General features: G+C 63.5%; 18 protein-coding genes and 1 tRNA gene. 10 read left to right on the top strand and 9 right to left on the bottom strand.

Translation table 11 applies throughout. The features are described 5' to 3' along the window. Window positions 1-95 (bottom strand): hypothetical protein (locus tag DBO86_RS26415; protein WP_244185501.1); only part of this gene is annotated, 95 nt, incomplete at its 3' end. A gap of 263 nt (window positions 96-358) precedes the next feature. On the opposite strand from DBO86_RS26415, the gene trhO reads away from it, so the two are divergent. Genes trhO through DBO86_RS02905 form a run of 3 tightly spaced genes read left to right on the top strand, consistent with a single transcriptional unit; the run spans window position 359 to window position 3707 of the window. Continuing rightward, window positions 359-1297 carry an oxygen-dependent tRNA uridine(34) hydroxylase TrhO gene (trhO, locus tag DBO86_RS02895; protein WP_075746682.1) on the top strand — a complete coding sequence of 313 codons (939 nt, stop codon included), beginning with the start codon at window positions 359-361 and terminating at the stop codon, window positions 1295-1297. 3 nt (window positions 1298-1300) lie between these two features. Continuing rightward, window positions 1301-1933, top strand: a complete 633-nt coding sequence (locus DBO86_RS02900) for a DsbA family protein (protein WP_108232934.1) — start codon at window positions 1301-1303, stop codon at window positions 1931-1933. Further along, a complete protein-coding gene (locus tag DBO86_RS02905; RefSeq protein ID WP_104729599.1) occupies window positions 1926-3707 on the top strand; it encodes an ABC transporter ATP-binding protein in 1782 nt (593 codons plus the stop codon). Before DBO86_RS02900 ends, DBO86_RS02905 begins: the two co-directional genes overlap by 8 nt. A 326-nt stretch (window positions 3708-4033) precedes the next feature. Here DBO86_RS02905 and DBO86_RS02910 read toward each other — a convergent pair whose 3' ends face one another. Beyond that, window positions 4034-4840 carry a LysR family transcriptional regulator gene (locus DBO86_RS02910; protein ID WP_371920563.1) on the bottom strand — a complete coding sequence of 269 codons (807 nt, stop codon included), beginning with the start codon at window positions 4838-4840 and terminating at the stop codon, window positions 4034-4036. Window positions 4841-5027: 187 nt separating this feature from the next. Here DBO86_RS02910 and hppD point away from each other — a divergent pair, with 187 nt between their 5' ends. From hppD to DBO86_RS02940, 6 genes are all read left to right on the top strand, one after another. Further along, window positions 5028-6122 carry a 4-hydroxyphenylpyruvate dioxygenase gene (gene hppD / locus DBO86_RS02915; protein ID WP_003461803.1) on the top strand — a complete coding sequence of 365 codons (1095 nt, stop codon included), beginning with the start codon at window positions 5028-5030 and terminating at the stop codon, window positions 6120-6122. Between the two features lie 4 nt (window positions 6123-6126). Continuing rightward, window positions 6127-7266: a homogentisate 1,2-dioxygenase gene (locus DBO86_RS02920; protein ID WP_108232936.1), complete on the top strand. Its 1140-nt coding sequence runs from the start codon at window positions 6127-6129 to the stop codon at window positions 7264-7266. Between the two features lie 83 nt (window positions 7267-7349). After that, on the top strand, window positions 7350-8333 hold the full coding sequence (locus DBO86_RS02925) for a fumarylacetoacetate hydrolase family protein (protein ID WP_104729601.1): 984 nt from the start codon (window positions 7350-7352) through the stop codon (window positions 8331-8333). A 90-nt stretch (window positions 8334-8423) separates the two neighbouring features. Then, window positions 8424-9074 carry a maleylacetoacetate isomerase gene (gene maiA / locus DBO86_RS02930; RefSeq protein WP_084342429.1) on the top strand — a complete coding sequence of 217 codons (651 nt, stop codon included), beginning with the start codon at window positions 8424-8426 and terminating at the stop codon, window positions 9072-9074. 89 nt (window positions 9075-9163) lie between these two features. Then, window positions 9164-10624 (top strand): sodium-dependent transporter, encoded by a 1461-nt coding sequence (locus DBO86_RS02935; protein ID WP_108232937.1) that lies wholly within the window; start codon window positions 9164-9166, stop codon window positions 10622-10624. 289 nt (window positions 10625-10913) lie between these two features. Next, window positions 10914-12866: a methyl-accepting chemotaxis protein gene (locus DBO86_RS02940; RefSeq protein ID WP_108232938.1), complete on the top strand. Its 1953-nt coding sequence runs from the start codon at window positions 10914-10916 to the stop codon at window positions 12864-12866. A gap of 144 nt (window positions 12867-13010) precedes the next feature. Here the strand turns inward: DBO86_RS02940 and DBO86_RS02945 are convergent, their stop codons facing one another. Then, window positions 13011-13427, bottom strand: coding sequence for a VOC family protein (locus tag DBO86_RS02945; protein ID WP_108232939.1), 417 nt, complete (start codon window positions 13425-13427; stop codon window positions 13011-13013). Between the two features lie 61 nt (window positions 13428-13488). Between DBO86_RS02945 and DBO86_RS02950 the strand changes: the two genes are divergently transcribed. After that, window positions 13489-13791, top strand: a complete 303-nt coding sequence (locus DBO86_RS02950) for a putative quinol monooxygenase (RefSeq protein WP_017677499.1) — start codon at window positions 13489-13491, stop codon at window positions 13789-13791. Between the two features lie 48 nt (window positions 13792-13839). Here the strand turns inward: DBO86_RS02950 and tsaA are convergent, their stop codons facing one another. The 6 genes from tsaA to DBO86_RS02980 all read right to left on the bottom strand — a co-directional run bounded on the left by tsaA (window position 13840) and on the right by DBO86_RS02980 (window position 17797). After that, complete coding sequence (gene tsaA / locus DBO86_RS02955; RefSeq protein WP_108232940.1) at window positions 13840-14544, bottom strand: tRNA (N6-threonylcarbamoyladenosine(37)-N6)-methyltransferase TrmO; 705 nt, start codon at window positions 14542-14544, stop codon at window positions 13840-13842. 10 nt (window positions 14545-14554) lie between these two features. Next, complete coding sequence (locus DBO86_RS02960; protein WP_021490093.1) at window positions 14555-14761, bottom strand: hypothetical protein; 207 nt, start codon at window positions 14759-14761, stop codon at window positions 14555-14557. Window positions 14762-14804: 43 nt separating this feature from the next. Then, entirely contained in the window at window positions 14805-15515 is a 711-nt protein-coding gene (locus DBO86_RS02965; protein ID WP_039964792.1) for an rRNA pseudouridine synthase, read from the bottom strand. A gap of 102 nt (window positions 15516-15617) precedes the next feature. Beyond that, window positions 15618-16940 carry a 30S ribosomal protein S12 methylthiotransferase RimO gene (rimO, locus tag DBO86_RS02970; protein ID WP_108232941.1) on the bottom strand — a complete coding sequence of 441 codons (1323 nt, stop codon included), beginning with the start codon at window positions 16938-16940 and terminating at the stop codon, window positions 15618-15620. 96 nt (window positions 16941-17036) lie between these two features. Continuing rightward, window positions 17037-17585: a cytochrome b gene (locus tag DBO86_RS02975; protein WP_108232942.1), complete on the bottom strand. Its 549-nt coding sequence runs from the start codon at window positions 17583-17585 to the stop codon at window positions 17037-17039. 135 nt (window positions 17586-17720) lie between these two features. Next, window positions 17721-17797: transfer RNA gene (locus tag DBO86_RS02980), tRNA-Met, on the bottom strand. Window positions 17798-17974 lie beyond the last annotated feature (177 nt).

Consider the following 17974-nt stretch of genomic DNA (forward strand, 5'->3'; position numbering starts at 1 on the left):
AGTTGCTTGCGGCATTTGACCTGCTCATGGCTGTCGACACCATGAACTTGAAAAACCTGCTTTGCCAAATCCACGCCTATGCGTTTAAGTTTCATGCGGGCTCCCCCTCCGGGATTGTTTGTTTCGTAACCTACAGTCTGGCGCAATGACGCCGTAGGAGGGAGGAGTCCATCTCATTGGGCTACGCGACAGGCTGTCGCGCCCTGTCGGGCTACGCGACAGGCTGTCGCGCCCTGTCGCCAACTTGCCCCGGCGATTGTCCGCTTTGCTACAATCGCCCTTCGCGCCGGCCTATGCCGGCGTTTTTCATGTCCCGCCAGTCCGCCCTTTACGTGGGCGACTACTGAGAGAACTGTTCATGACCGACAAGATCGTCGTCGCGGCGTTGTATAAATTCGTCTCCCTGCCGGATTATCAGGCGCTGCGCGAACCCCTGCTGCAAACCCTGATGGATAACGACATCAAGGGCACCCTGTTGCTCGCCGAAGAGGGTATCAATGGCACCGTTTCCGGCACCCGCACCGCTATCAATGCGCTGCTCGCCTGGTTCCGCCTGGATGCCCGTCTGGCCGATATCGACCACAAGGAATCCTATTGCGATGAACAGCCGTTCTATCGCACCAAGGTCAAGCTGAAGAAAGAGATCGTTACCCTCGGCGTGCCCGGTGTCGACCCCAACCAGCGCGTCGGTACCTACGTCGAGCCGCAGGACTGGAACGCCCTGATCAGCGACCCTGAAGTGCTGCTGATCGATACCCGCAACGACTATGAAGTGGCCATCGGCACCTTCGAGGGTGCCATCGACCCCAAGACCAAGTCTTTCCGTGAGTTCCCCGAGTACATCAAGGCCCACTTCGACCCGAGCAAACACAAGAAGGTGGCGATGTTCTGCACTGGTGGTATCCGCTGCGAGAAAGCCTCCAGCTACATGCTCGGCGAGGGTTTCGAGGAGGTCTATCACCTCAAGGGCGGCATCCTCAAATACCTCGAGGAAGTACCGCAGCAAGAGACCAGGTGGCAGGGCGACTGCTTCGTCTTCGATAATCGTGTGACCGTGCGTCATGACCTCTCCGAGGGCGACTACGATCAGTGTCACGCCTGCCGCACGCCGATCTCCGTGGAAGACCGCCAGTCCGAGTTCTACAGCCCCGGCGTCAGCTGTCCGCATTGCTGGGATTCGCTGCCGGAGAAAACCCGTGAAAGCGCCCGCGAGCGGCAGAAGCAGATCGAACTGGCGCGTGCGCGCAACCAGCCGCACCCGATTGGCCGCGACCCACGCCAACTGAACGAGGCCTGACCCATGGCTAGCCGCCTGCTCTACGTGATGGACCCGATGTGCTCCTGGTGCTGGGGTTTCGCCCCGGTGGTCGAAGCACTGGCCGAGCAGGCGGCTGCCGCCGGCGTGTCGCTGCAGATCGTGGTGGGTGGCCTGCGCCGCGATCAGGTAGCGATCGATGCGGCAGCGCGGGTGCGTTACCTGGGCTACTGGCAGGCGGTCAACGCCAGTACCGGGCAGCTGTTCGACTTCGAACGCGGGCTGCCCGAGGGGCTGGTGTACGACACCGAGCCAGCTTGCCGTGCGCTGGTCACCGCGCGCCAGCTCGATGCCGCCAGCGCCTGGACGCTGCTCAAGCTGATTCAGCAAGCCTTCTACACCGAGGGCGCCGACGTCACCCAGGCCAGCGTGCTGGTGCAACTGGCCGAGCAGGCGGGCATCCCGCGCATCGAGTTCGCCGAGGCCTTCGACAGTCAGGCCATGCAGGAGGCGACTGCTGCCGACTTCACCTGGGTACAGGATCTGGGCATCGCCGGCTTCCCCACCTTGCTGGCGGAGCGCGACGGCCAGCTGGCGCTGCTGACCAACGGCTATCAACCGCTGGAGGTGCTGGCGCCGCTGCTCGGCCGCTGGCTGGAGCGCGCTGCCCATGCCTGATCGGTTGAGCTGGGCAGAAATCCGTCGCCTGGCCCTGCATCACAAGAAAGCGCTGATCCTGGCCAATCTGGTCGCCGTGCTGGCGACCTTGTGCAGTGTGCCGATCCCGTTGCTGTTGCCGCTGCTGGTGGACGAAGTGCTGCTGCATGACGGAGACGCGGCGCTCAAGGTGATGGACAACTTCCTCCCGACCGAGTGGGAAACGGCAGCCGGCTATATCGGCCTGATGCTGGTGCTGACCCTGCTGCTGCGAGGCTCGGCGCTGATCTTCAACGTCTTGCAGGCGCGGCTGTTCGCCAGGTTGTCGAAAGACATCGTCTACCGCATCCGCATGCGCCTGATCGAGCGCCTCAAGCGCATCTCCCTCGGCGAGTACGAGAGCCTGGGTAGCGGCACCGTGACCACCCACCTGGTCACCGATCTGGACACTCTGGACAAGTTCGTCGGCGAGACCCTCAGCCGCTTTCTGGTGGCGGTGCTGACCCTGGTCGGCACCTCGGCCATCCTGATCTGGATGCACTGGCAACTGGCCTTGCTGATCCTGCTGTTCAACCCGCTGGTGATCTACGCCACCGTGCTGCTGGGCAAGAAGGTCAAGCACCTGAAGAAGCTGGAGAACGACAGCACCTCGCGCTTCACCCAGGCGCTGACCGAGACCCTGGAGGCGATTCAGGAGGTGCGCGCCGGCAATCGCCAGGGCTACTTCCTTGGCCGCCTCGGCGTGCGCGCGCGCGAGGTGCGTGACTACGCCGTGGCCTCGCAGTGGAAGAGCGATGCCTCCAACCGTGCCAGCGGCCTGCTGTTCCAGTTCGGTATCGATGTGTTCCGCGCGGCGGCGATGCTCACCGTGCTGTTCTCCGACCTGTCGATCGGCCAGATGCTCGCGGTGTTCAGCTACCTGTGGTTCATGATCGGCCCGGTCGAGCAGCTGCTCAGCCTGCAGTACGCCTTCTATGCCGCAGGTGGCGCGCTGACGCGGATCAACGAGCTGCTGGCACGCAAGGACGAGCCGCAGTACGACGGGCGCGTCGACCCTTTCAAGGGGCGCGACACGGTGGGTATCGAGGTGCGCGGGTTGACCTTCGGCTATGGCGAGGAGCCAGTGCTGGATCGTCTCGATCTGTCCATCGGCCCGGGTGAGAAGGTCGCCATAGTCGGCGCCTCTGGCGGCGGCAAGAGCACCCTGGTGCAGCTGCTGCTGGGCCTTTATACGCCACAGGCCGGCAGCATCCGCTTCGGCGGCAGCGCGCTGGAGGAGATCGGCCTGGACTGCGTGCGTGACAATGTCGCGGTGGTGTTGCAGCACCCGGCACTGTTCAACGACACGGTGCGTGCCAACCTGACCATGGGCCGTGAGCGCAGCGACGAGGATTGCTGGCGCGCGCTGGAGATCGCCCAGCTGGCGCCGACCATCCAGGCGCTGCCGCAGGGCCTGGACAGCGTGGTCGGGCGCAGCGGCGTGCGCCTGTCCGGGGGCCAGCGTCAGCGCCTGGCGATCGCCCGCATGGTGCTGGCCGAGCCCAAGGTGGTGATTCTCGACGAGGCTACCTCGGCGCTGGATGCAGCCACCGAGTACGCCTTGCACGAAGCGCTGGCGCAGTTCTTGAACGGCCGCACCACGCTGATCATCGCCCACCGTCTGAGCGCGGTGAAACAGGCCGACCGCGTGCTGGTGTTCGATGGCGGCAGCGTCGCCGAGGATGGCGACCACCAGCAGCTGATCGCCGAAGGTGGCCTGTACGCCAAGCTCTACGGGCATTTGCAGCAGGGCTGAGGTGTCTATTCTTCGCGGCTGAAACTGCTCCTACGGGGGCAGTTGGGCATCTGTAATGTTGTGGGGCGGGTGCAACCCGCCATAAATGAGTGGCGGGTTGCACCCGCCCTACGGATCTGAAGCCGCTTCTACGGGATAGGTAGGAGCGGCTGGGCGGTATTCCGCTTCAGCCGCGATGCTCTTTTGCGCAACCAATGTCCCCGGATTGCATTGGGCTACACAGCTTCCTGGACTGTCGCGGCTAAAGCCCCTCCCACAAGGTTTCGCTGCTGCAATGACCGGCTGCCCCCGCTCTGTGGGAGGCGCTTCAGCGGCGACGCTCTACCTCAGCCATGGCTCATCAGAGCTTCGCTCAATTTCTCGAACAGCGTCTGCACCGAACGCAAGGCGCGGCAGTCCGGGCGGGTCAGCAACCAGAGTTCGGTGTCGCAGCCGGCAAGCGGCGGGCCGAGTGCCTTGAGTTCGGGATGGGCGCGCAGCACGAAGTCGGGCAGGGCGGCGACGCCCACTCCGGCGCGTGCCAGCTGCGCCACGGCGTACATGCTGCTGCAGCGGTAGTTGGGGGTGACGCCTGGCAACTCGCGCAGGCGCCAGAGCGCCGTGGCGTGCTCCGGCATCGCCTCGTCCGGGGCGATCCAGCTCTGTCGTGCCAGGTCGCTGCGATCCTGGCCGTCATCACGGGAGCAGACCCAGTAAGACACTTTGGCGAGGCGCCGGCCGACCAGGTGCTCAGGCGGCTCGTTGGTCAGGCGCAGGGCCAGGTCGGCATCGCGCCGGCTGAGGTTGGAGAAGTCGTTGGAGGTCACCAGCTCCAGCGCCGGGTAGCTGGGCATGAAGCGCGCCAGTGCCGGCAGCAGTAGGCTGCCCAGTACCGCATCGGTGCAGGTCAGGTGTACCGTGCCGCTGACCACCTGCTTGCCCAGTTCCAGCGCTACCCGTGCAGCATCCAGTGCCTGCTCGGCGCGCTCGGCCTGTTCGGCCAGGGCGCGGGCCGTTTCGCTGGGTTCGTAGCCACGCCGGCTTTTCTCGAACAGGGCCACGCCCAGCTCGCGTGGCCAGGGTCGAACGGGCCTACACATTCTCACGCCCAAGCTGAGTGACAGTGGCAAGCCGACTGACCGTCGTGTAAGGATTATTTTACGGTTGTCAGGGCGTTGCCTGCCTTGCCTGAAAGGCGTAAGGAAAATTTGCCACTGCTGAGCGCGGCTAACGTGTCTAAGTGTCGCAAGCCATCTTGAGAGCGCGTCTGCGCTCGGTTGTCATGAGGTTGTCCGCAACGCATTCGTGCGGCTGCCATAACAATGACAATCAGGAGGCGAAATGACCGCCGTGGCCAAGATCGAGCAGCACAACCCCATCGGAACCGACGGTTTCGAGTTCGTCGAATTTACCGCACCGAATGCCGAAGGCATCGAGCAACTGCGCCAGTTGTTCACCGCCATGGGTTTTACCGAGACCGCCAAGCATCGCTCTAAAGAGGTTTGGCTGTTCCAGCAGAACGACATCAACATCGTGCTCAACGGCAGCCCCACCGGCCACGTGCGCGCCTTCGGCGAGAAGCATGGCCCCAGCGCCTGCGCTATGGCCTTCCGGGTCAAGAACGCCGCTCAGGCCGCTGCTTACGTCGAGCAGCAGGGCGCCAAGCTGGTGGGCAGCCACGCCAACTTCGGCGAGCTGAACATTCCTTGCGTCGAGGGCATCGGCGGTTCCCTGCTGTATCTGGTTGACCGTTATTCCAACGAGAGCGGCGACAAGAGCATCTACGACGTCGACTTCGAGTACATCGAAGGCCGCAGTGCCAACGACAACGCCGTCGGCCTGCAATGCATAGACCACCTGACCCACAACGTGCGTCGTGGGCAGATGGACGTTTGGTCCGGTTTCTACGAGCGTATCGCCAATTTTCGCGAGATCCGCTACTTCGATATCGAAGGCAAGCTCACCGGCCTGTTCTCCCGCGCCATGACCGCGCCCTGCGGCAAGATCCGCATCCCGATCAACGAGTCAGCCGACGACAAGTCGCAGATCGAGGAATTCATCCGCGAATACCACGGTGAGGGCATTCAGCACATCGCCCTGTCCACCGACGACATCTACGCCACCGTGCGCCAACTGCGTGCCAACGGCGTCGATTTCATGACCACGCCGGACACCTATTACGAGAAGGTCGACACCCGCGTCGCCGGCCATGGTGAGCCGACCGATGTCTTGCGCGAGCTGAACATCCTGATCGATGGTGCCCCTGGGGACGACGGCATCCTGCTGCAGATCTTCACCAACACGGTGATCGGCCCGATCTTCTTCGAGATCATCCAGCGCAAGGGCAATCAGGGCTTCGGCGAGGGCAACTTCAAGGCCCTGTTCGAGTCGATCGAGGAAGACCAGCTGCGTCGCGGTGTGATCTCCGAGGAGTGATGCCATGAGCCGCCAATGGATTCGCTTTCCCCTGCGTGAAGGCGAGTGCTCGCGCCAGGCGCATTGCGACCTGCCGCAGGGCACCTATGAGCGCGAGATGGGTCGTGAAGGCTTCTTCGGCCCCACCGCACACCTGCACCACAAGCATCTGCCCACCGGCTGGATCGACTGGGAAGGCCCGCTGCGCCCGCACGCGTTCAACTTCAACGACATCCCCAGCGAGCGCGACTGCCCGCTGGCGGCGCCGCTGACCCTGCACAACGCCGACGTCAAGCTGCGCGTCTGGCGCACCCACGGCGCCATGCGCCATCTGGTGCGCAACGCCGATGGCGACGAGCTGCTGTTCGTCCACGAGGGCAGTGGGCATTTCTACTGCGATTTCGGTCATCTGCAGTACCGCGACGGCGACTACCTGCTGATTCCGCGCGGCACCGCCTGGCGCGTCGAGGCCAGCACGCCGAGCTACTTCCTGCTGATCGAGAACACCGACGGCGCCTACCAGTTGCCGGACAAGGGCCTGCTCGGCCCGCAGGCGATCTTCGATGCGGCGGTGCTGGAGCACCCGCATATCGATGACGCCTTCAAGGCGCAGCAGGACGAGAATACCTGGCAGATTCGCATCAAGCGGCGCGGCCAGATCAGCACCGTGACCTACCCCTACAACCCGCTGGATGTGGTCGGCTGGCATGGCGACAACACCGTGGTGCGCCTGAACTGGCGCGATATTCGCCCGTTGATCAGCCATCGCTACCACCTGCCGCCGTCGGTACACACCACCTTCGTCGCCAATGGTTTCGTGATCTGCACCTTCACCCCACGGCCGGTGGAATCCGATCCCGGTGCGCTCAAGGTGCCGTTCTTCCACAACAACGACGACTACGACGAAGTGCTGTTCTACCACCGTGGCAACTTCTTCAGCCGCGACAACATCGAGCAGGGCATGGTCACCCTGCACCCGTGCGGCTTCCCCCATGGGCCACACCCCAAGGCGCTGAAGAAGAGCCAGGAGGATCCGGCCACCTTCATCGACGAGGTGGCAGTGATGATCGACACCCTTCGTGCCCTGGACGTGGCCGATGCCGCCGGCGCGGTGGACGTGGCCGAGTACGTCAATTCCTGGCGCGCGCCGGGTACCCAAGGTTGAACCTGTAGGAGCCGGCTTACCGGCGATCAGCGATCCCCGGATCGCCGGCAAGCCGGCTCCTACGCCAAGAACGGAAATCGCATATGAAACTCGCATCACTGAACCAAGGCCGCGATGGCGTGCTGATCGTCGTTTCCCGCGATCTCACCCGCGCCGTGCTCGCGCCGCAGATCGCTTTCACCCTGCAGGCTGCGCTGGACGACTGGGCCGTGGCCCGGCCCAAGCTCGAAGCGGTCTATCAGCGTCTCAACGACGGCTTGGAAGAGGGCGCCTTCGCCTTCGATCAGGCCGCCTGCCACAGCCCGCTGCCGCGCGCCTACCACTGGGCCGACGGCAGCGCCTACGTCAATCACGTCGAGCTGGTGCGCAAGGCCCGTGGCGCCGAGATGCCGGAGTCGTTCTGGCACGACCCGCTGATGTACCAGGGCGGCGCAGATGCCTTTATCCCGCCGCACAGCCCGATCCGCCTGGCCGACGAAGCCTGGGGCATCGACCTGGAGGCCGAGCTGGCAGTGATCACCGACGACGTGCCGATGGGCGCCACGCCGGCCGAAGCGGCAGGCCATATCCGCCTGCTGATGCTGGTCAACGACGTCTCCCTGCGCAATCTGATCCCCGGCGAACTAGCCAAGGGCTTTGGCTTCTACCAGAGCAAGCCGTCATCGAGCTTCTCGCCGGTGGCCATCACCCCGGACGAGCTGGGCGAGAGCTGGAAGGACGGCAAGGTACATCGGCCGCTGGTGTCGCATATCAACGGCGCGCTGTTCGGCCAGCCGAACGCCGGCGTCGACATGACCTTCAACTTCCCAACCCTGGTAGCGCATGCCGCCAAGACCCGGCCGCTGGGCGCGGGCACCATCATCGGTTCGGGCACTGTATCCAACTACGACCGCAGCGCCGGCTCCAGCTGCCTGGCGGAAAAACGCATGCTGGAAATCGTCGAACAGGGCGAGGCGAAGACGCCGTTCCTCAAGTTCGGCGACCGGGTACGCATCGAGATGTTCGACGCAGCCGGGCAGAGCATTTTCGGCGCCATCGATCAGGTGGTGGAACGCTATGAGCACTGACGCCAGTCTCATTGGTAGGAGCCGGCTTGCCGGCGATGCCTTGGCGCAGAGCGGATCGCCAGCAAGCTGGCTCCTACAGGACGCGTCGAGATGCTGAAACTCTACGGCTACTGGCGCTCCAGCGCCGCCTACCGCGTGCGTATCGCCCTCAACCTCAAGGGCCTGGCTTACCAGCAGGTGCCGGTGCACCTGGTCAAGGATGGCGGCCAGCAGCACGGCGCCGACTACCGCGCGCTGAACCCGCAGCAGTTGCTGCCGCTGCTGGTGGACGAGGAGAACGGCGGCGTGCGCATCGCCCAGTCGCTGGCGATCATCGAATACCTCGAAGAGATCTTCCCGGTGCCGGCGCTGTTGCCAGCCGATCCGGCCGAGCGTGCCCAGGTGCGGGCGCTGGCGCTGCATATCGCCTGCGATCTGCATCCGCTGAACAACCTGCGCGTGCTGCAGTACCTGTCCAGCGAACTGGGCGTCGCCGATGAGGCGAAAAACGCCTGGTACCGGCACTGGGTCGCGCTCGGTCTGGCCGCCGTGGAGGAGGGCCTGGCCGCGTTCGACGGGCGCCTGTCGCTCGGCGAGCGGCCTGGATATCTGGAAGCCTGCCTGATTCCGCAGCTGTATAATGCGCGGCGTTTTAACTGTGACCTTGCCGCGTACCCACGCATTGTCGCCATGGCGGCGCGCTGTGAACCCCTGGAGGCCTTCCAACTGGCCGCACCGGAGGTACAAGCCGACGCCCAGTGACATCCCCGGCTTCACCAAGCCTTGCATTCCGCTGCGCCACAAGCGTGGCGGGTCCGATTCCGTCACAGATAAAAACAAACAGGTGACGCATGACCCGTGAAAAACCGAAGAACCTCTGGCTCTCGCGCTGGGGTTTCCTCCTCGCTGCAACCGGCTCGGCCGTCGGGCTGGGCAATATCTGGAAATTTCCCTACATCACCGGCGAATACGGTGGTGGTGCCTTCGTGCTGATGTACCTGGCGTGCATCCTGGCCATCGGCATTCCGGTGATGATGACCGAGATCGCCATTGGCCGCCGTGGCCGTGGCAGCCCCATCGACGCCATTGGCCGCGTGGTGCGCGAGAACAATGGCAACCCGTTGTGGAAAGCGGTGGGCGGCATGGCCATGCTCGCTGGCTTCATGATCCTGTGTTTCTACGTGGTCGTCGCCGGCTGGGCCTTCGCTTACACTTGGAAGATGCTCGACGGCTCGCTGGCTGCCACCAGCGTCGAGCAGCTCGGTGGTGTGTTCGAGGCGCATAACGCCAATCCCTGGCAATTGGGCGGCTGGAGCGTGCTGGTGGCGCTGCTGACCCTGTGGATCGTCGGCAAAGGCGTGCAGGCTGGAGTCGAAAAAGCCTTTCGCTGGATGATGCCGGGCCTGGCGGTAATGCTGCTGGTGTTGGTCGGCTATGCCTTTACCAGCGGTAGTTTCAAGGCCGGTTTCGATTTCCTGTTCCATTTCGATGCCTCGAAAATCACCGGCGAGGCGCTGCTGGCGGCGCTGGGGCATGCCTTCTTCACCCTGAGCCTGGCCTCCGGGGCGATTCTGACCTACGGCTCCTACATTCCCGACGGCCAGTCGATTACCCGCACCACCTTCATGGTGGTGGTCTGTGATACCTGCGTGGCGCTGCTGGCGGGGCTGGCGATCTTCCCGATCATCTTCGCCAACGGCATGAGCCCCAGCGCCGGGCCTGGGCTGATCTTCATGAGCCTGCCGCTGGCCTTCCAGCAGATGCCGTTCGGCACCGTGTTTGGCGTGCTGTTCTTTGCCATGGTGTCGGTCGCCGCGTTGACCTCGGCCATCTCGATGATCGAGGCACTGGTGGCCTACCTCAACGAGAAACATGGCGTTAGCCGGATCAAGGCTGCTGCCGGCTCCGGTGCTGTGCTGCTGGTGATCAGCCTGCTGGCGATGCTGTCGTTCAACCTGTTGGCGGGCTGGGCGCCGCTGGGCAAGAACTTCTTCGACTGGCTGGACTACCTCACCTCGCGCTGGATGATGCCGCTGGGCGGTATCTTCATGGTGGTGCTCGCCGGCTACGCGCTGCGCGGCGAAATCATGCGTGACGAGCTGGGCCTGCCGCCGGCCGGCTACGCGCTCTGGTTGTTCATGGTGCGCTATGTCAGCCCGGTGTTGATCATGGTGGTGTTCCTGCATGCGCTGGGCTGGCTGATGTTCGACCCGGTGCTGCAGTGGTACTGGATTGCCGGCGCCATCGGTCTGCTGGCTGTGGCCGGCGAATTGCTGCGGCCACGAGTGATGCCGGTACTGACTGGCCGCTGAGTCGTTGATGACAGACCGAGGCGCAGCTCCGTGAGGGGCTGCGCCTTTTTTGTCGGCGAAAAATCGCCAGTAAATCGGCGCCAATAAGCGGATAGTTGCCGAGCATGGCCAGATGCCTGCTTTTCAGGGGCTATGCTTAACAAAACCACTTGGCGAATTGCCAGTACTCAAGCTGGGCGCCTTTGCTGCCGATATATGGGGTTCGATTTGGCACAGCAGTTGCGTTGCCTTCCGACCAGGCCGCGTTCATGAGACGTGGCTTTATAAGAAGAACCTGGAGTTGTCCCCTATGTTTGAACCTGCCGCACGCCTATTCGCCAACCTTGCCGTCGGCAAGAAGTTATTCATCGGCTTCGGTCTGGTATTGCTGCTCACCGCAGCCATGACCGGCAGCGGCTTTCTCGCTGTACAGGCAGTGCTGCAAGGACATGCCCAGGTCGGCCAGCTGGCACAGGTCAACCAGGAGATTCTTCAGGCGCGTAGCCTGGAGCGCAGCTTCGCCATCGAGCAGACCCCGCAGAGTGCCGAGCTCGTGCGGGCCAGTTTGCTCAAGGTGCAGACACTGCTGGAAAAGCTCGCCCAGGACAGTTCTGGCGCCAGCTCGCGCAATCAGACCATGCAGCAGGCCGTGGCCGAGTACCTCAAGCAGTTCGACAACTATGTCGAGCAGCAGAACAAGGCGCGCGAAGCGCGGCAGGACATGCGCAGGGCCGCTGACGAGGCGCGCGACCAGTTCGAGGTGATCGAGCTGGACATGTACGACGCGGTACGTGAACTGCGTCTGCAGGGCGACCTCCTGCGCGGCAGTGATCCGCTGACCCTGGCGGAGGCCGCATCCGGTCTGAGCAAACGCATGCTCGATCTGCGTGACCATGAAAGCCTGTACATCATCGACGGTTCGGCTGAGGCGCTGGAGGAATGGGAATACGTCAGCGAAGACCTGCAAACCGTGGCTCGCAGCCTGATGGTATGGCTCAACGACGACCAGAAAGGCGCCATTGACACCGCGCTGCAGGCGCTGACCTTCTACCAGCGTTCCTTCCACTATTACCAGCAACTGCGCGAGCAGAATCTGGCCACTGAGAAGGCCATGATCGAACGTGCGCGCTCGGTGGTGAACCTGGCCGAAGCGGCCCAGGCGGCGGCCGAGCAGAGCATGCTCGACGACAGCCAGCGCTCGCTGGTGATGCTCGGCATCATGGGTGCGGCCGCAGTGGTGCTGGGCCTGTGCGCGGCGTTGCTGATCACCCGCTTGATCGTCGTACCGCTGCGCCAGACCGTGACATTCGCCCAACGCATCGCCGCAGGCGATCTCAGCCAGAACATCCCGCAGGATCGCCGCGACGAAGTGGGCCAGTTGCTGGCCGCCATGCAGGACATGACCCTCAGCCTGCGCACCCTGGTCGGACGCATTGGTGGGGGTGTCGGGCAGATCGCGGCGGCTGCCGAGCAATTGTCGGCGGTCACCGCGCAGACCAGCGCCGGGGTGCAGGCGCAGAAACTGGAAACCGAGCAGACCGCCACCGCCATGCACCAGATGGCTGCGACCGTGCAGGAAGTGGCACAGAACGCCGAGCAGGCCTCGCTGGCGGCGCGTGATGCGGATCTGGAAGCGCAGCAGGGTAATCGCGTGGTGCAGCAGGCGGTGGATCAGATCGACAGTCTGGCCAGCGAAGTGGAGCAGTCCGCCAAGGCCATCGCCGACCTGAATCAGGAAAGCGCGCGTATCGGCAGTGTGCTGGAAGTGATTCGCAACGTCGCCGAGCAGACCAACCTGCTGGCGCTCAACGCCGCCATCGAGGCGGCGCGTGCAGGTGAGCAGGGCCGTGGTTTTGCCGTGGTCGCCGATGAAGTACGCGCGCTGGCCAAGCGTGCCCAGGACAGCACCGAAGAGATCGAGAGCCTGATCGCCGGCCTGCAGCGCATGGCCAAGGGCGCCGTGCAGCAGATGGACAGCAGCCGCGACCTGACCCGGCGCACCGTCGAACTGGCGGGCGAGGCTGGAGACGCGCTGGGGCGCATCACCCAGGCGGTGAGTACCATCGAGCAGATGAACCAGCAGATCGCCGCCGCTGCCGAGGAGCAGAGCGCTGTGGCCGAGGCGATCAACGAGAGCGTCACCCGTGTGCGCGATATCGGCGAGCAGAGCGCTACCGCCACGGAACAGACTGCAGCCTCCAGTGCCGAGCTGGCGCGTTTGGGCGTCGAGCTGCAGGAGTTGGTGCGCCAGTTCCGCACCTGATTCGGACGAACCGGGACATCGGGCGCGGGCGGGCGTAGGGCGGACTCAGGAGCGTCAGCGAACAGTCCGCCGTCTTCGGCGCGGCAAAAGTCCTAACGGCGAACTGCTTCGCGAGTACGCCCTACAAAGCTCGCTCCCACATGTTCAGGTTCGGGCCGGACTGAAGCGCTGGCCCGAGATCGCAGGATGATAGAGCGGCTGGACCTTGTTGCCGGCTGGGTCCAGCAGGTGAAAGCTGCGCGCACCGTCGCCATGGTCGAAGGGCCGATCCAGCAGCGTCACCCCTTGTGCCTTGAGGTACTGGTACCAGGCGTCCAGTTCCTCGACGCTGTCGACGATGAAGCCGTAATGATCCACCAGCGCCACACCGTGGCTCTCGGCATAAGCGCGGCCGAGCGACAGGTTGTCGTTGCCGCAGGTCAGGTAGACCAGGTCCTCGTTGGCGCGGTGCAGCAACTGCATGCCCAGCACGTCCACGTAGAAACGCTCGCACTCTTCCAGGTTGGGTACCAGCAGGGCCAGATGGCGTAGGCCATTGAGGCGCGATGGGCGTTCGAACATCTTTTTACACTTCAATATGTATACAATTATTTTTCAAATATAAAACATAATGGAGGTTGCCGTGTACGTGCTATTGCTCAAGACCCAACTCAAGCCCGGCAGTTTCGGGGCGTTCATGGATGCCATGCGTGTCAACGCCGCCGCTTCGGTGCGCGATGAGCCGGGCTGCCTGACCTTCGACGTGATGCGTGACCGCAGTGATCCCGATCTGGTGTGGCTGTACGAGGTGTACGTCGACGAGGCGGCTTTCGAGGCGCATACGCGAACCGCGCATTTCCTCGCCAGCCGGCCGCTGGTGGAACCACTGATCGAGCGTCAGGAGGCTATCGAAGCCGATATGCTGGCGCTCAATCCATCGCGCTGAAGTGAGGCCGCCCGTTGCACCACTGGCCGCTGCGAAGGCTTGGCTCGGTCAGGCCGTGCTCTGTGCCATCTGCATATCCAGCACCCGGATATGCCCTGGCTCGGGATAGTGCCAGTGCACGTCCAGATCCCAGAAGCGCGCGCCATAGCGGCGCTCCGGCTGCGGCTGCTGGTAGGCCGGGCGCGGATCCTGCGCCAGGCACTGCTCGATCAGCTCGACCAAGGGCTCACTCAGACGCAGCGCGTGTTGGCGCGCCAGGTGTAGCGCCTCATCCTGCCAGTCCACCGCGATCAGGGGTGGCGGTGCATCTGCCATATCGTTGCGCGCGTCGGCCACAGAATCGGCGTACGGCACATAGGGCTTGATATCCAGCACCGGCGTACCGTCGAGCAGGTCGATACCGGACAGGTGCAGGCGGCCTGGTTCCACTCGTTCCAGGCGTACCACGGACTGGCCGATGCCGTTGGGGCGATGGGTGGCGCGGGTGCTGAACACGCCTACCGCCTGGTTACCGCCCAGGCGCGGCGGGCGCACTTTCAGGCGCGGCTTGTCTTCCAGCGCCTGGTGAAAGAGAAACAGCAACCAGACATGGCTGACCTGTTCCAGGCCCTGCACGGCTTCGCCCTGATCGAAGGGCGGCAGCAATTCCAGCACGCCGCGCGCGGCGGGCGCCAGGTGCGGCTGGCGAGGAATGGCGAACTTTCCCTTGAAGCAGGAGCGAACGATACCGACCGGAGAAACCAGATGCTGCATGGCGTCCTGCTTAGCGTCTGTTGACGGGGGCGTCGTGTGCCACGCGGCAGCCGGCATCGCGGAATGGGCCGGTGAAACGAATCCAGCCTTCACCAGGGCTGACCTGAGCGCAGGTCAGGTGGCCATCGATCTTGCTCTGCCAGAGAAAGAATGGTGCCGGCGCGGCGAGGCCGGGCAGGCTCAGGGCGAGCAGTGCGGTGAGGAGTAGGGTACGCATGATGGTGGTCTCCAGAGCGTGACGGACACAGCCTAACACGACCTCAGAAGCGTTCCTTATCGCCCAGATAGCGCCATTGCCCGACCGGCAACTTGGTCATGGGCACGCCGCCGATGCGGATGCGCTTCATGCCCAGAACCTTCAGGCCCAGCGCCGTACATATCTGCCGCAGCAGGTCAGGGGCCGGATTCTTCAGCGCGAAACGCAGGCGCTGTTCGCTCTGCCAGCTGGCCTTGCACGGCGGGAACTGCGTGCCCTTGTGCAGCCAGCCTTTCTTCAGGCGCTCCAATGTGCTGGCGGGCACTTCGCCGGCTACTTCGACCAGGTATTCCTGCTCCAGCTTGGCGGCATCCTCGCGCAGCTTGCGTTGCGTTCGCCAGTCCTGGCTGAGCACTATCAGGCCACTGGCACCGGTCTGCAGCGGCAGGCTCTGCTCCTGGCGCAGGAAGTGGCCATGCAGGACGCGCTGGGTGTGCGGGTCTTGCTCCCAGTGGCGTTCGCGTACCAGCAGGTGCTGCAACTGTGCGGCGTTGCAGCCAGTCGAGCCGTGCACCAGCAGGGTGACGGGCTCCACGGGGTCAAGGCTGGCATCGGGGTGCAACTCGACGCGCTGATCCTCGACCTTGAACTGCGGTGCTTCGACCACTTGGCCGTCCACCGTCACCCAGCCCCCTGCGATGTAAAGATCGGCTTCACGGCGCGAGCAACCGAACAGCTCGATGACGCGTTTGGACAGACGGGTGGCTTCGCTCATGACTGGGCTCGACAAAAAGAAGGTCATTGTACCGGCAAGAAGCTGTGGTGCCGGGAAAGAAAAAGCCCCGCATGCTGCGGGGCTTTTCAGGAGATAGGTCGGTCAGACCAGCTCGCCCCACATGTCGTACTCGTCGGCATCGACGATGCGCACGCGCACCTTGTCGCCCGGCTTGACGTTGGGGGAGTCGATGAACACGCTGCCGTCGATCTCCGGAGCATCGGCCCAGGAGCGGGCCACGGCGCCTTCGCCGTCCACTTCGTCGATCAGTACGTCCATCTCCAGGCCGATCTTGGCCTGCAGACGTGCAGAGCTGATGGCCTGCTGGTGCGCCATGAAACGCTCCCAACGGTCCTGCTTGACGTCGTCAGGCACTACTTCCAGACCCAGGTCGTTGGCTGGTGCGCCCTCGACTGGCGAATACTGGAAGCAACCGACGCGGTCGAGCTGCGCTTCCGTGAGCCAGTCCAGCAGGTACTGGAAGTCTTCCTCGGTCTCGCCGGGGAAACCGACGATGAAGGTGGAGCGGATGGTCAGCTCCGGGCAGATCTCGCGCCACTTCTTGATGCGCGCCAGGGTCTTGTCTTCGAAGGCCGGGCGCTTCATCGACTTGAGCACTTTCGGGCTGGCGTGCTGGAAGGGGATATCCAGGTACGGCAGCAGCTTGCCGGCGGCCATCAGCGGGATCACGTCATCGACGTTGGGGTAGGGGTAAACGTAGTGCAGGCGCACCCACACGCCCATCGACGACAGCGCTTCGCACAGTTCGAGCATGCGCGTTTTCACTGGCTGGCCGTTCCAGAAGTCCAGCTTGTACTTCAGATCGACGCCGTAGGCGCTGGTGTCCTGGCTGATCACCAGCAGCTCCTTCACGCCGGCCTTGACCAGGCGCTCGGCTTCGCTCAGTACGTCGCCCACTGGGCGGCTGACCAGCTTGCCGCGCATGGACGGAATGATGCAGAAGCTACAGGTATGGTTGCAGCCTTCGGAAATCTTCAAATAAGCGTAGTGACGCGGGGTCAGCTTGATGCCCTGCGGCGGCACCAGGTCGATCAGCGGGTTGTGCTCGGTCTTCGGCGGGATGACTTCGTGTACGGCGTTGACCACCTGCTCGTATTGCTGCGGGCCGGTGACGGCCAGCACGCTCGGGTGCACGTCGCGGATGCTGTCTTCGGCCACGCCCATGCAACCGGTGACAATCACCTTGCCGTTCTCCGCCAGCGCCTCACCGATGGCGTCGAGCGACTCGGCCTTGGCACTGTCGATGAAGCCACAGGTATTGACCACCACCACGTCGGCATCCTGGTAGGTCTGTACGATCTCGTAACCTTCCATGCGCAGCTGGGTCAGGATGCGTTCGGAGTCGACCGTCGCTTTTGGACAGCCAAGGGAGACAAACCCTACTTTCGGTGTGGCGGTGGACATGCGGGCTAACCTCTAAGGGCGCCTGGGTGGCGCCTCTGATCAAAAAGTGCGCAATTCTAGCGGCGCTTCGTGCGCTTGACCAGAGGCGCCTTCACCTCAATTACGTCCTGGCAGCATACGCGTCAGGGTGTTATCGCGCGCCACGTAATGGTGGTACAGGCCGGCAATGGCGTGCAGGCCGATCAGCCAGTAGCCAGCGGTGCCGGCCAGCTCGTGTAGTTCCTTGATTTGGCCGGCCAGTTCCTTGTTTGGGCCGATCAGTGCCGGCAGCTCCAGGCCGAAGAAGGGGATGGGCTTGCCAGCGGCGCTGAGGATCAGCCAGCCGGCCAGCGGCGCCCCGATCATCAGGGCGTACAGGGTCAGGTGCATCAGCTTGGCGAGCAGGTTCTGCCAGCTCGGTGGCGCAGGTTGGATGGCTGGGGTAGGGCTCAGCGCACGAGCGAGCAGGCGCAACCAGACCAGTGCAAAGACGCTCAGGCCAAGCATGAAGTGCCATTGCTTGAGCAGTTCACGGGTGTCGCTGCCCTTGGGGAAATTCCCTTTGAGCTCTATGCAGGCATAAGCGGCGGCGATCAGAAGCAGCATCAGCCAGTGCAGGGCAATGGACAGGCTGCCATAACGTGAGGGGGTGTTCTTCCAGTTCATCGGGGTTTCCTCGGTCAATCCGCTGCAACTGAGGCGGGGCGTTGAGCATAGGCCCGCTTGGCTGAGGAGAAGCTGAGGAGGATGAATGATCGCAAACGAAAAAGGCCACTCGATTGAGTGGCCTTTATCTGAAGGTGGTTGCGGGAGCAGGATTTGAACCTACGACCTTCGGGTTATGAGCCCGACGAGCTACCAGACTGCTCCATCCCGCGCCGGCCATTCTACGCTTGCTTAATATCTTGTCAATCGATTTGTTGAGTTTGATCGAAAAAGTTAATTCTCGCCAAAGCAAAAAGGCCACTCAATGAGTGGCCTTTTCGTGAAGCTGGTTGCGGGAGCAGGATTTGAACCTACGACCTTCGGGTTATGAGCCCGACGAGCTACCAGAC

Origin of the sequence: Ectopseudomonas oleovorans (genome assembly GCF_003052605.1) — a bacterium.
In the GTDB taxonomy this organism is placed as follows: domain Bacteria; phylum Pseudomonadota; class Gammaproteobacteria; order Pseudomonadales; family Pseudomonadaceae; genus Aquipseudomonas; species Aquipseudomonas oleovorans_A.